This window comes from Flavobacterium sp. KACC 22763, from assembly GCF_028736155.1.
Lineage (GTDB): Bacteria > Bacteroidota > Bacteroidia > Flavobacteriales > Flavobacteriaceae > Flavobacterium.
Map to the genome: position 1 here is coordinate 3,463,234 of NZ_CP117879.1, position 13,269 is coordinate 3,476,502.

The window sequence follows — 13,269 nt, forward strand, 5'->3', positions numbered from 1 at the left end:
CTCAGAATTTTTCCGAAGTTTCGGAACTTAAAAAGCCTTTTTATTTATGGAAATCCAATCCAATTTTTCTTTAAAAAACTACAATACTTTTGGCATTGAGGCCAGCGCTAAACAATTTGTTGCCGTACATTCTATTGCTGAATTAAAAACTATTTTAGAAGAAAACAAAAACGAGAAAAAATTCATTCTTGGCGGCGGAAGCAATATGCTTTTAACCAAAGATATTGACGCTTTGGTGATTCATATTGATTTAAAAGGTAAAAAAACAATTAAAGAAGACGAAGATTTTGTCTGGGTTGAGAGTCAGGCTGGCGAAACTTGGCATGATTTCGTTTTATGGACAATCGACAATAATTTTGGCGGATTAGAAAACATGTCTCTTATTCCTGGAAATGTTGGTACAACTCCAGTTCAGAACATCGGAGCTTATGGAACCGAAATTAAAGACACTTTTATTTCTTGCGAAGCGATGAATATTGCTACTCAAGAAATAAAAACTTTTGACAATGCTGAATGCAATTTTGGCTACCGCGAAAGTATTTTCAAAAATGAAGTAAAAGACCAATATATCATTACTTCGGTCATTTTTAAACTGACCAAACACAATCATAAAATCAATACTTCTTACGGAGATATTTTGGCTGAATTGGCAAAAAATAACATTACAGAACCCACTTTAAAAGATGTGAGCAATGCTGTAATTGCCATCAGACAAAGCAAACTTCCAGACCCAAAAGAATTAGGAAACAGCGGAAGCTTTTTTAAAAATCCGATTTTATTGAAATCTGATTTTGAGAAAATCCATCAGAAATTCCCAGAAATGAAATTCTACGAAGTTTCAGAAACTGAAGTAAAAGTCCCAGCTGGTTGGCTTATTGAACAAGCTGGTTTTAAAGGAAAACGTTTTGGAGACGCGGGAGTTCACAAAAACCAAGCTTTGGTTTTGGTGAATTACGGAAACGCAACTGGTCAAGAAATTTTAGCCGTTTCAAAAGAAGTGCAAAAAACGGTTTTTGAAAAATTCGGCATTCAAATTGAGGCAGAAGTAAATGTGATTTAAAAAAATATTCGCCACGAATTACACAAATTAACACGAATTTAATTAGTGGAAATTCGTGTAATTCGTGGCAAAAAAAAGACAACAATGTATACTCCAGATTTATACAAAAACGAAAATCAGGAAGAAATAAGAGCTTTTTTGAAAGAAAACAGTTTTGGAATCCTGATTAATCAGACTAACGGAAAGTTATGCGCAACACACATTCCGATAGAACTGGAACTGAATGCTGATGGAAAAGAAATCTTGCAAGGTCATATTTCAAAACTGAATCCGCAAGCAGAAGGTTTTAAAGAAAATGACCAAGTTTTGGCTGTATTTACTGGTCCGCATAGTTATATTTCATCTTCTTGGTACGATCATGAAAATGTTCCGACTTGGAATTATATAGCCGTGCATGTTTACGGAAAAATTAAGATTGTTGATTATGAAACTTCAATAGAACAACTAAAAAAGCTTGTAGATAAATACGAAGCTAACTCTGAAAACCCTATTAGAGTTGAAGCTTTATCTGAAAAAACAATGCGTGAGGCACGAGGAATCTTTGGTTTTGAAATCGAAATTGAAGAAATTCAAGCCACCAAAAAACTCTCTCAAAATCGTGACGATCACAATTACAAAAACATAATTTCTGAATTGGAAAAAACCGAAAACCCTCAGTCTATTGCTGTTGCAAAAGAAATGTCAAAATGCCGAAAGTAAATCGGCTTTAGCTATTGAATTTAGCGAATTGATAAGTACATTTGCAGTCGCAGAACGTGAAATTAATAGAATCAAATAAATCAGATGCTTATATACATATTTTACTTTTTTATTGCTATTGTTGCAGTTCAACTTTTTTATTATCTCGGAGTTTTTGGAAAATTTGCTTTTGCCAAACCACAGCACGTGAAGCCTAAAAATCTTCCTGTTTCTGTAATTGTGTGTGCTAAAAACGAAGAGGAGAATGTCAAAAAATATATTCCACTTTTGGCACAACAAGATTATCCTGATTTTGAAATTGTTTTAATTGACGATGCATCAAGCGATGAAACTCTTGAAGTTTTTGAAGAATTTGAAAAAGAATTCTCTAATATCCGTTTGGTAAAAGTTGAAAACAATGAAGCTTTTTGGGGAAACAAAAAATACGCTTTAACACTTGGAATAAAGGCAGCAAAGAAAGATTATTTACTTTTTACAGATGCAGATTGTTTCCCAAGTTCTAAAGATTGGATTACCTCTATGACTTCGCAGTTTACCATGAACAAAACAATAGTTTTGGGTTACGGAGGTTATGAAAAAGTAGAGCGCTCATTTTTAAATAAAATCATTCGCTTTGAAACTATTCTTACTGCAATGCAATATTTTTCATGGGCAAAAATGGGGCTTCCTTATATGGGAGTCGGCAGAAATCTTGCCTATAAAAAAGAAGAGTTTTTTAATGTAAATGGTTTTATCGACCATATTCAGATTCGTTCTGGCGATGATGATTTGTTCATTAACCAAGCCGCAAATAAAGCTAACACTACTATTTGTTACACACCTGAAAGTTTTACCTATTCCGAACCTAAGAAAACCTATAAAGAATGGTTCACTCAAAAAAGAAGACATATTTCTACTGCAGAACATTACAAGTTTTTTGACAAAATGCAGCTGGGATTATTCTTCCTATCACAATTATTTTTCTTTCTATTAGTTATTATACTATTAGCGTTTCAATTTCAATGGATTGCCGTATTAGCAATTTTAGCAACGCGCTATACAATAGTATGGACCGTCGTTGGATGTTCCGCAGGAAAACTAAAAGAAAAAGATATTAAAATTTGGTTTCCAGTTGTTGAGATAGCGCTTATATTAACGCAAATTAATATCTTTATAACTAATATCTTTTCAAAACCCGTATATTGGAAATAAATTCTAAAATAGAAAAAGCAAAAAAAGGCGATCAGATCGCCTTTACTTTTTTATTAGATCATTATTGGAATGAGGTGTATTCGTTTATGCTCAAACGTACCGAAAATGAAACCACCGCAGAAGATATTACGATAGAAACTTTCTCCAAAGCTTTTGACAAAATTGCTTCTTACAATTCAGAATTCCAGTTTAATACCTGGCTTATCGCAATTGCAAAAAACGTCTATATTGATTTGCTTCGAAAAAAGAAAACCAATCTTTTTATAGAAATCACAGACAACGAAGACCAACAGGCATACAACATTGCCGACCCTACTCCATCTGCAGAAGATGCATTAATCAAAGAACAGAATCTTTCGCGTCTGCTTCTATGCATCAAAGAACTCAAACCGCATTATCAAGAAGTAATTCAGCTTCGCTATTTTCAGGAAATGTCTTATCAGGAAATTGCCGCTAAGATTGATGAACCATTAAGCAGTGTCAAAGTAAAGCTTTTACGTGCTAAAAAATTATTAGCTGAAATTATCGAACGTAACAGATAATTTACTATCTTTAGTCAAAGAATAAACTATTCTCATGTTTATTCTTAAAATAAAAACATTTCCACAACATTAAAACTACAACATTTACGTTGTTAGCTCAAACCTAAAACCTTTTCTGCGTATGATTTAAAGTTACTTAACCTTAAAACCCAAAAATTATGTCTAAATTAAGCATTTATGAAAACAAGTGGACCGATCTTGTTTTCGAGAACAAAAACAAAGAATACGGCGCATATCAATTACGTCAGGAGAATTCCAAAAATTCTGTTACAGCTCTCTTTATGGGTTTATTGTTAATAACGGCTTTAGGAAGTGCACCGGTACTTATTAGTAAAATTATGACTTCACCTGCTGAAGTTGATCCAGAACCTCAGATTTACGAACCAACGATTGTAAACGTTGACCCAATTGTTGTGCCACCGCCGCCAGCTCCGCCTGCACCAGTAGTTGAGCAAAGTGCTGTAAAATCAACAGACGCAACTCAATTAACAAATCCAGTGATGACAAGACCAGAAGAGGCAGTTGATAAAATTGCTTCAAACACGGAAAATGTACCAACTGTAGACAATGCAAATGGAAATGGAACTGCGGTCAATCCAATGCCTGCAACAGGAGGTGGAGAAGGCAATGGAGTTGTTGCTTCAGTAGCTCCTAAAATCGAAGGGCCTGTTTCTTCTGCAATTTTAGACAAACAACCTGAATTTCCAGGAGGTATTGCTCAGTTTTACAAGTATGTTGGAAACAATTTCCAAAGACCAGAACTTGACGTAGAGAAAACACTAAGAGTGTATGTTTCTTTTGTAGTTGAGAAAGATGGGTCGCTTACGGACATTATTGTTAGAAATGATCCAGGCTACGGAATGGGGAAAGAAGCCATTAGAGTTTTAAAATCATTAAAAACAAAATGGGCTCCAGGAATTCTTGACGGAAAACGAGTGAGAACTGCATACAATCTTCCTATTACAATAAAAACAGAAGTAGAATAATATAAATATTTTGAAAAGTGAGAAAAGCAGAACTTAGGTTCTGCTTTTTTGTTACATTTAATTCCTAAATCAAAACTAAAAATCAACTTAATGCCTTTCACTTTTTCGCATCCAGCAATAATTCTTCCTTTGAGATATTTACCAAAATCATGGTTCTCTATAACAGCATTAGTAGTTGGAAGTTTAACACCAGATTTTGAATATTTTCTGCGAATGAAAGTTAAAAGCGATTACAGTCACACTTTAAACGGCATTTTTTGGTTTGATTTACCTCTTGCTCTTTTATTGACTTTCCTTTTTCACAATTTTACAAGAAATCTATTATTTCAAAATCTTCCTTCATTTATCAGAAGCCGAATTCTGGTTTTTACAGATTTTAACTGGAATGTTTATTTTAAAAGAAATTGGCTTATCGTTTTAATCTCTTTACTGATCGGAATATTTTCTCATATTTTATGGGATGCCTTTACCCATAAACACGGTTATTTTGTCAATCAAATTGAAACTTTGAAAAACACGATAGCAATCTTTGGAACAGAAATTCCGTTCTGGAAAATAGCTCAGCATTTCAGTAGCTTGATTGGAAGCATTATTCTATTGATATCTATCTTTGGATTGCCAATAGCAGACAATTCTACAATTTCGATTAATAAATTATATTGGAGTTCTGTAATTTTATTTACCACAGCAATTTTATTTATGCGATTTATACTAAATCCAAAAGCTTTAAACTTTGGTAATTTAGTTGTCACTTTTATAGCCTCTTTTTTAATTGCAATAACAATAATTCCATTCATAATTAAATTCAAATCGATTCAGAAAAAATAACAAAATCCACTACATTTACTCCTTCAAAACGGAAATCATTTTAACTAAATTAAAACAGAGTAATGGGAATATTTTCAGCTATTCTTGGCAATGCAGGTTCAGTAAGCCAAGAAGATTTAATTAAGAAATACGGACAGCTTTTAACAGCAAATGAAGAAATCGAAATGGGTTTCAAACTTATCCGCGACACTTTCATTTTTACTAATAAAAGATTAATCTTAGTCGATGTGCAAGGAATCACGGGAAGCAAAACAGAATATAAATCTATTGGCTACAAAAGCATCACAAGATTTAGTGTAGAAACTGCAGGAACTTTTGACTTAGACGCCGAATTAAAAATCTGGATTTCTAGCGAACAGCACCCAAGTATTGTAAAGCAATTCAACAAATCGGTTAATGTTTATGAAGTGCAGAAGATTCTAGCTTTTCATGTATTAGGATAAAAAAAAACAAACCCAGCAAACAGAAATTTGCTGGGTTTTATAATTTAAGAAATAACGCTTACTTCTTTTTTGTCGTCGTTGTTTTCTTTGTGGTTGTAGTTGTTTTTTTCGTCGTTGTTGCTGGAGCTGTGTTTACAATTTTCTGCTGCACATACGGTTTATACAAACCATCTTTTTCCGCTCTTTTCTTAGCATCATCGGCTCTTTTCTGAGAATCAGGATGTGAGCTCATCATTTGATCAATAAATGAAGCTTGTGAACCTTCGCTCATTTTTGCCAAAATTCTAAAAGCAGATTCTTCAGCATTTACATTGTAACCGTTTTTCTTCATGAAATTATAAGCAAATAAATCTGCTTCCGATTCTTGTTTGCGGCTATATTTACTATCGATGATAGCACTTCCAATTTTTCCGAGCTGGCTATCTGTAACTGTTGCCACTGTTGCCGATTGAGAGGCAGCACCATCCATTAATGCTTCTTTTTGATAAGCTGCACGAATAGCATCTCTAGAATCGTTGTTTGCTACGTGTCCGATCTCATGTCCGATTACGGCGATTAATTCGTTGTCATCCATGATATCCATTAACCCTGAATACACACGCACGCTTCCGTCTGCGGTTGCAAAAGCATTTACTTCTTTTAGTTTATAAACTTTATAGTTTAAAGTAAATCCGTCACCTGCTGCATGTTTTCCAAAAACACGATTTAATCGTATAGCATAACCATCTGTTGGTCCTGCAATTTCATGCTCTGCATCTAATTTATCTACAGCTTCTTTAGATAATTTTGCCGCATCGGCATTGCTAAAAGTAAAACCGGTAACTCCTTTCTGAACTGCCCCAATTGCTTTATCTCCAAAATTAATCTGTGCAGTCATTTTAGTTAAACCAAATGCTGTAAATAAAAGTCCTACTATTATAAATTTCTTTTTCATATTTTTTATAATTACAATTTAACAACAAATGTAGCATAACAAAATGCTATTTTAATTTTACACAAAACTTGTTTTTCAACAAATAAAGATATAACATTTTTATGAGCTGATAATCAATCTACAACCGTTTTTGATTCTATACTAAAAAAGAAAAACCGGCAAACTTTTTAGGTTTACCGGTTTTTGAATCATGTATAGCTTATTTCTTTTTTGCTGTACTTGCTTTCTTTGTTGTTGTGGTTGTCTTTTTTGTTGCAGTTACAGGAGCTGTATTGACAATTTTCTGCTGCTCATAAGCATGATACAAGCCATCTTTTGTTGCTCTTTTTTTAGCCGCTTCTGATCTTTTCCCAGAATCCGGATGTGAACTCATCATCTTAGTCATGAAAGATGCCTCTGCTCCCTCGCTTAAATTTTGAAGAATTCTAAAAGCAGATTCTACAGCATTCACATCATAACCATTTCTCTTCATAAAATCATAAGAGAAATTATCTGCCTCAGATTCTTGTTTTCTACTATGCTTGCTATCAATCATAGCGCTCCCTATTTGCCCCAGTTGAGATTGAGTAAGAGTTTCTACTTTTCCTGATTGAGATGACGCTGCATCTAATAAAGCTTCTTTTTTATAAGCCGCTTTTATGGCATCTCGCGTATCATGATTAACAACATGTCCAATTTCATGACCAATAACAGCCAACAACTGATTATCATCCATAATATCCATTAAACCTGCAAACACACGAACACTTCCATCTGCACATGCAAAAGCATTTATGTCTTTTACTAAATATACTTTATAATTTAAAGTAACTCCTTCGCTTGTTGTATGTTTTCCAAACAAACGATCTAAACGAATTGAATATCCATCTTTTGGACCGGCAACCGGATTGTTTGCATCCAATTCCGCAATAGACTGCTTGGCCAAAGCTGCAGCATCGGCATCACTAAAAGTAAATCCTGAAACGCCTTTGCCTAAAGCTCCCATAGTTTTATCTGAAAGTATTTGTGCATTTGTTTTGGTAAAACTTAAAATTGCAAATAAAACTCCTAATACAATTATTCTATTTTTCATGTTTCTTAACTATTAAATTAAGAGCAAAATTAGCACAGCATAAATCTCGCGAGTTCCCAAGAAGCCAAATTTGTAACAGATTAAGACCTAACTTTTATATTCCATAAAAACCAAACACATCATTAAAATATTAGATATAAATCAAAAAACACACCTTAAAAAAAATTAAAAAACAATCTATTAACACTTGAATTAAATTATCTTAAATATTCTTTATAAAGATAATATGCAAAGGAAAAGCAAATAAACATCTCAAAATAAACTACATTCCGTATCTTTGTACTTTGAACATTGATATATGGAAACAGCCACTGAAAAAATATCTACCACAAAACCAAAGTGGTTAAAAGTAAAATTACCTATCGGACAAAAATATACTGAACTTAGAGGTTTAGTTGATAAATATAGTTTAAATACCATTTGCACTTCTGGAAGCTGCCCAAATATGGGAGAATGCTGGGGTGAAGGAACTGCAACTTTTATGATTTTAGGAAATGTCTGCACGCGTTCATGTGGCTTCTGCGGTGTAAAAACTGGAAGACCTGAGACAGTAGATTGGGACGAACCTGAAAAAGTGGCTCGTTCTATTAAGATTATGAACATTAAACATGCTGTAATTACTAGCGTTGACAGAGACGATATTAAAGATGGTGGTTCTATCATTTGGATGGAAACTGTTCGAGCTATCAGAAGAATGAATCCTCAAACTACTCTTGAAACTTTGATCCCAGATTTTCAAGGAATCGAAAGAAACCTTGATCGTATTGTAGAAGCAAACCCTGAGGTTGTTTCTCATAATATGGAAACGGTACGACGTTTGACTCGCGAAGTTCGTATTCAGGCAAAATATGACAGAAGTTTAGAAGTGCTTCGTTATTTGAAAGAAAAAGGAATCAACAGAACAAAATCTGGAATTATGCTTGGTCTTGGAGAAACTGAAGAAGAAGTTTTTCAGACTATGACTGATTTAAGAAATGCAAATGTTGATGTTGTAACAATTGGACAATATTTACAGCCAAGTAAAAAACATCTTCCTGTAAAAGAATTTATCACGCCTGAACAATTTGCCAGATATGAAAAATTTGGTCTTGATTTAGGTTTTAGACATGTCGAAAGCGGACCTCTTGTTCGTTCTTCTTACAAAGCACAAAAACATATTTTATAAATTTCAGATTAATCGTTTAACTGGTTAATCGTTTAATCGCAGAGACGTTTAACGGTTTAAAACAATTAAACGATTTTAACGATTAAACGAATAAACCAAATAATTGAAAACAAGAATTGCCATTAATGGATTTGGAAGAATTGGAAGAAATTTATTCCGATTGCTTTTAAATCACCCTGAAATCGAAGTCGTTGCTATAAATGACATTGCAGATAACAAAACCATGTCGCATTTAATTAAATATGACAGTATTCATGGCGTTTTGAAAGCTGAAGTAAGTCATGACGAAAATAGCATCATTGTAGACGGAAGGCATTTTTTCTTTTTTCACGAAAAAAGCATTTCAAATATAGACTGGAAATCGCATTCGATTGACATTGTAATCGAATCGACAGGTAAATATAAAACGCATGAAGAATTAAATGCGCATCTTGAAGCTGGAGCAAAAAAAGTAATCCTTTCTGCTCCATCAGAAGTTGATACTATAAAAACAGTAGTTCTTGGTGTAAACGAACATATTTTGGATGGAAATGAAGATATAGTTTCAAATGCAAGCTGTACCACAAACAATGCCGCTCCGATGATTAAAATCATTGAAGAATTATGCGGAATTGAACAAGCTTACATTACGACTATACATTCGTTCACGACAGACCAAAGTCTTCACGACCAGCCACATAAGGATTTGCGTCGTGCGAGAGGTGCTAGCCAGTCGATTGTTCCAACAACTACAGGTGCAGCTAAGGCATTAACAAAAATTTTTCCTAAATTGCACAATAAAATGGGTGGCTGTGGCATCAGAGTCCCAGTTCCAGACGGTTCATTAACAGACATAACCTTCAATGTAAAACGCGCTGTAAGCATTGAAGAAATAAATAAAGCATTTAAACAAGCCTCAAAAACAAATTTAAAAGGAATATTAGATTATACCGAAGATCCAATTGTTTCGGTTGATGTAATTGGCAACACGCATTCTTGTTTATTTGATGCTCAGCTAACTTCGGTTATTGACAAAATGGTAAAAGTTGTAGGCTGGTATGATAATGAGATTGGCTATTCATCAAGATTGATTGATTTAATTTTACTGATAAGAAAATAATAAGATTCATTGTAAAAGCATTGCCATACATGAAATACTGTCTTTTTATTGTTGTTTGTTTTTTTAACTCGTTTTTGTATTCTCAAGCCAAAAAGAATACGGATAGCGTGACCTATTATAACAAGCTTGCAAATACTAATCTGAACAGTAAAAAGTACAATCAGGCCATTTTTTACACAGAAAAGTCAATTAATTTTTGTGAAGAAAATGGCAAAAAAGAGAACCTAGCCAATCAGACTTTCAAACTTGGTAAAATCTATTACAATCAGAGAAAATTTGAAGATGCCTTAAAAAACTTCCACAAAACAGTTTCTCTATTTGACACCTTAAAACCTAGCTGCACAAAAGTTTTGGCTCTGCATTATATCGCGGTAACCAATACCGCCAAAGGAGATTATAAAACAGCTACTGTCTATTATTCAAAAGCTCAAGATTTATTAAAACAGCTAGACATTAAAGACAATGCAGAAGTTTTAAACTATCAAAAGGCTTTGGCTTTTAAAACGAACAACGATCTTAAATCAGCTGTAAAAACTTTTAAAATAATTACCCAAAAACCAGATAATAACGCAATTATAAAAACAAAAATTGATGCGTATTATCAGCTTGGTTTAATTGAAGGGCAACTCAAAAGAAATGATTCGGCTATTATATATTTTGATAAAGCGTTAGATTATAATGATAAAATTAGTGATCTTCCAAAAAAATCGAAAATTGTATTAGCGATAAGCCAATACTATAAACAAAATAAAAATTATGATTTAGCTTATTCTTACTTAGACGAACATTATCAGATTGAAAATTATCTATTAAAATTAAAAAATGCCAAAATTGATTTGGACGAATATGAAAAATTCAAAAAAAATCAATCATTAAACAATACTATTAAAAAAGAAAACGAAGAAAAGTTTCAGCTTAAAACCTATCGCTACTCCAAGCTAGTCAGCATTTTGGCAATTGCCTTAATTTCTATTCTATCGCTTTTGAGTTTGGCTCTGTACAAAAACAATATTATAAGAAATCAGAACAATTTACTGCTTCGCGAAAAAAACAAGGAATTAATTTTAGCCAAAAACAAAGCGGAAAAAGCATCCAAAGCTCGATCTGAGTTTCTTTCGACTGTGAGCCACGAACTCCGGACGCCGTTGAACGCCATTAACGGGATAACTCATATCCTACTCGAAGATAAACCAAAGAAAAAACAGCTCAAATACTTAGAGTCTTTAAAATTCTCTGGAAACTATTTAACCACTTTTATCAATGAAATTCTAGAAATTAATAAAATTGATTCGACTAAAGTTGAAGTTGAAAATATTAGCTTTAACTTAAAAGAATTGCTTTTTAATATTCAAAGTTCATTAAAAGAGCTGGCAACGGCCAACAAAAACTACTTTAATTTAGAGATAGATAAAGCGATTCCTGACAATTTAATTGGAGATCCTACCAAATTATCTCAGATCATACTAAACTTAATCAACAATGCTTTAAAATTTACTCAGAACGGACATGTAAATGTTATTGCAAAACTGTATTCGCAAGAAGGAGAAGATGCAACGGTTTATTTCGAAATCGTCGATACTGGAATTGGAATTCCTGAAGACAAACTTCAATCTGTGTTTGAAAGTTTTTCTCAAGGTTCTATAGAAGTAAACAGAAAATACGGCGGAACTGGTCTTGGTCTTACCATTGTAAAAAAATTGATAGAACTTTTAGGAGGTGAAATAAAACTAAAAAGTGAAGTTGGCAAAGGTTCTACATTTACCTTCAAATTAAATTTCAAAATTAACAACGAACCATTGGAAGTAATCGAAGAAGTAAAACCTTATAACGACAAACAATTGAAAAACAAATCTATTTTATTGATTGAGGATAACAAAATCAATCAGATGATCACTCGTAAAATGTTGGAGAACAAAAACATTACCTGCGAGATTGTTGACAATGGAGAAGATGCTGTAGAACTTTTAAAAGTCAAACGTTTTGATATGATTTTAATGGACGTGCATCTTCCTGGGATTAACGGAACGACGGCTACGAAATTAATTCGCGAATTTGATAAAGCAACTCCAATTATCGCTTTAACGGCTATTTCGCTTGACGAAAATCGAGATATGCTTCTTTCTTTCGGGATGGATGATGTTATTACAAAACCTTTTGTCCCAGACGTATTCTACAGCACTATTGCTAAGTTTTTTAATTAGCTAAGGTTCTGAGATGCTAAGATACTAAGGTTCTAAGTTTTCTTTTACATACTCTAAAATTGTAGTATCGAAGTCTTGTTGATGGTTAATGAAAGAGCTTTTTATTGGCAGATAATACAATTGATCAACCAATTCTGAGTCTTTTAATCGCACGTAGTCTTTCTCGGTTGTAATTATTTTTCTTCCGTTCGCTTTGATTTTTATCGAATCTAAATCTGCATCAGAAAAATGGTGATGATCTGGAAAAGTAAGACATTCATCACTTTCATTTTTTAAATAATCGAAAAACGGTTTTGGTTTTGCAATTCCCGCCAACAATAGCTTAGGTTCTGATTTGATATCGCTAACTGCATTTTTTTCGCTTTTGCCATAAACTACCATATCGTAATCTATAAAAGTAAAAAAGACTTGCTGTGCCGTTTTTAACTTCAATTTCAATCTGATCTCAGTTTGTTCTTCTTCCGTTAAAATTTTCGGACATTTTGTAACAACCACTATACTGGCTCTTTCTGCCCCACTTCTACTCTCTCTCAAATTTCCTGTTGGCAGCATAAAATCATCTGAGTATAAATCTCCATAGGAAGTCAGTAAAATATAAAATCCAGCTTTTACTTTTCGGTGCTGATAGGCATCATCCAATAAAATGATTTCTGGTTTTCCGTTTTGAGAAAGCAATTGCTGAATTCCATTTGTGCGATTGGCATCAACCGCCACCATAACATTTGGAAATTTTTGATAAAACTGAAAAGGTTCATCTCCTAAAATCTCAGCGTTCGAATTTTCATTGGCCAAAACAAAACCTTCTGACTTTCTCTTGTAACCACGGCTCAAAGTTGCCACTTTATATTTATCAGATAATAAACGAATCAAATATTCTATTTGCGGCGTTTTCCCAGTTCCGCCCACGCTCAAATTTCCAACTGCAATTACAGGAAGATCAAATGAAGTCGATTTTAAAATCCCTTTATCAAAAAAGAAATTTCGGATCGAAGTTATAAATCCGTATAAAATAGCGAATGGGAAAAGTATTTTTCGAAGTATGTTCATAG

At 33.3% G+C, this 13,269-nt stretch carries 13 protein-coding genes; 10 read left to right on the forward strand and 3 right to left on the reverse strand.

Going from position 1 to position 13,269, the window contains the following annotated elements; genetic code table 11:
- Positions 1 to 46: 46 nt before the first annotated feature.
- From murB to PQ463_RS14260, 7 genes are all read left to right on the forward strand, one after another.
- On the forward strand, positions 47 to 1,060 hold the full coding sequence (gene murB / locus PQ463_RS14230) for a UDP-N-acetylmuramate dehydrogenase (RefSeq protein ID WP_274254260.1): 1,014 nt from the start codon (positions 47 to 49) through the stop codon (positions 1,058 to 1,060).
- 84 nt (positions 1,061 to 1,144) lie between these two features.
- Positions 1,145 to 1,759, forward strand: coding sequence for an FMN-binding negative transcriptional regulator (locus PQ463_RS14235; protein ID WP_274254261.1), 615 nt, complete (start codon positions 1,145 to 1,147; stop codon positions 1,757 to 1,759).
- 84 nt (positions 1,760 to 1,843) lie between these two features.
- The gene (locus PQ463_RS14240) at positions 1,844 to 2,950 is read left to right on the forward strand and encodes a glycosyltransferase (protein ID WP_274254262.1); all 1,107 of its coding nucleotides are present in this window, start codon (positions 1,844 to 1,846) and stop codon (positions 2,948 to 2,950) included.
- The gene (locus PQ463_RS14245; RefSeq protein ID WP_111424500.1) at positions 2,941 to 3,492 is read left to right on the forward strand and encodes an RNA polymerase sigma factor; all 552 of its coding nucleotides are present in this window, start codon (positions 2,941 to 2,943) and stop codon (positions 3,490 to 3,492) included. Before PQ463_RS14240 ends, PQ463_RS14245 begins: the two co-directional genes overlap by 10 nt.
- A gap of 158 nt (positions 3,493 to 3,650) precedes the next feature.
- The gene (locus PQ463_RS14250) at positions 3,651 to 4,478 is read left to right on the forward strand and encodes an energy transducer TonB (RefSeq protein WP_274254263.1); all 828 of its coding nucleotides are present in this window, start codon (positions 3,651 to 3,653) and stop codon (positions 4,476 to 4,478) included.
- Between the two features lie 90 nt (positions 4,479 to 4,568).
- Positions 4,569 to 5,306 carry a DUF4184 family protein gene (locus tag PQ463_RS14255; protein ID WP_274254264.1) on the forward strand — a complete coding sequence of 246 codons (738 nt, stop codon included), beginning with the start codon at positions 4,569 to 4,571 and terminating at the stop codon, positions 5,304 to 5,306.
- Positions 5,307 to 5,368: 62 nt separating this feature from the next.
- Positions 5,369 to 5,749, forward strand: coding sequence for a PH domain-containing protein (locus PQ463_RS14260; protein ID WP_095929421.1), 381 nt, complete (start codon positions 5,369 to 5,371; stop codon positions 5,747 to 5,749).
- A 58-nt stretch (positions 5,750 to 5,807) separates the two neighbouring features.
- Here the strand turns inward: PQ463_RS14260 and PQ463_RS14265 are convergent, their stop codons facing one another.
- Together PQ463_RS14265 and PQ463_RS14270 are read right to left on the reverse strand one after the other, a co-directional pair.
- Positions 5,808 to 6,683 carry a M48 family metalloprotease gene (locus PQ463_RS14265; protein ID WP_274254265.1) on the reverse strand — a complete coding sequence of 292 codons (876 nt, stop codon included), beginning with the start codon at positions 6,681 to 6,683 and terminating at the stop codon, positions 5,808 to 5,810.
- A gap of 199 nt (positions 6,684 to 6,882) precedes the next feature.
- Positions 6,883 to 7,755, reverse strand: a complete 873-nt coding sequence (locus PQ463_RS14270; protein ID WP_274254266.1) for a M48 family metalloprotease — start codon at positions 7,753 to 7,755, stop codon at positions 6,883 to 6,885.
- Positions 7,756 to 8,053: 298 nt separating this feature from the next.
- On the opposite strand from PQ463_RS14270, the gene lipA reads away from it, so the two are divergent.
- From lipA to PQ463_RS14285, 3 genes are all read left to right on the forward strand, one after another.
- Complete coding sequence (lipA, locus tag PQ463_RS14275) at positions 8,054 to 8,920, forward strand: lipoyl synthase (protein ID WP_274254267.1); 867 nt, start codon at positions 8,054 to 8,056, stop codon at positions 8,918 to 8,920.
- 103 nt (positions 8,921 to 9,023) lie between these two features.
- Complete coding sequence (gene gap / locus PQ463_RS14280) at positions 9,024 to 10,019, forward strand: type I glyceraldehyde-3-phosphate dehydrogenase (protein ID WP_111424495.1); 996 nt, start codon at positions 9,024 to 9,026, stop codon at positions 10,017 to 10,019.
- Positions 10,020 to 10,048: 29 nt separating this feature from the next.
- Positions 10,049 to 12,220: a tetratricopeptide repeat-containing hybrid sensor histidine kinase/response regulator gene (locus PQ463_RS14285; RefSeq protein ID WP_274254268.1), complete on the forward strand. Its 2,172-nt coding sequence runs from the start codon at positions 10,049 to 10,051 to the stop codon at positions 12,218 to 12,220.
- Positions 12,221 to 12,244: 24 nt separating this feature from the next.
- On the opposite strand, the gene lpxK is transcribed toward PQ463_RS14285, so the two are convergent.
- The gene (gene lpxK / locus PQ463_RS14290) at positions 12,245 to 13,267 is read right to left on the reverse strand and encodes a tetraacyldisaccharide 4'-kinase (RefSeq protein WP_274254269.1); all 1,023 of its coding nucleotides are present in this window, start codon (positions 13,265 to 13,267) and stop codon (positions 12,245 to 12,247) included.
- Positions 13,268 to 13,269 lie beyond the last annotated feature (2 nt).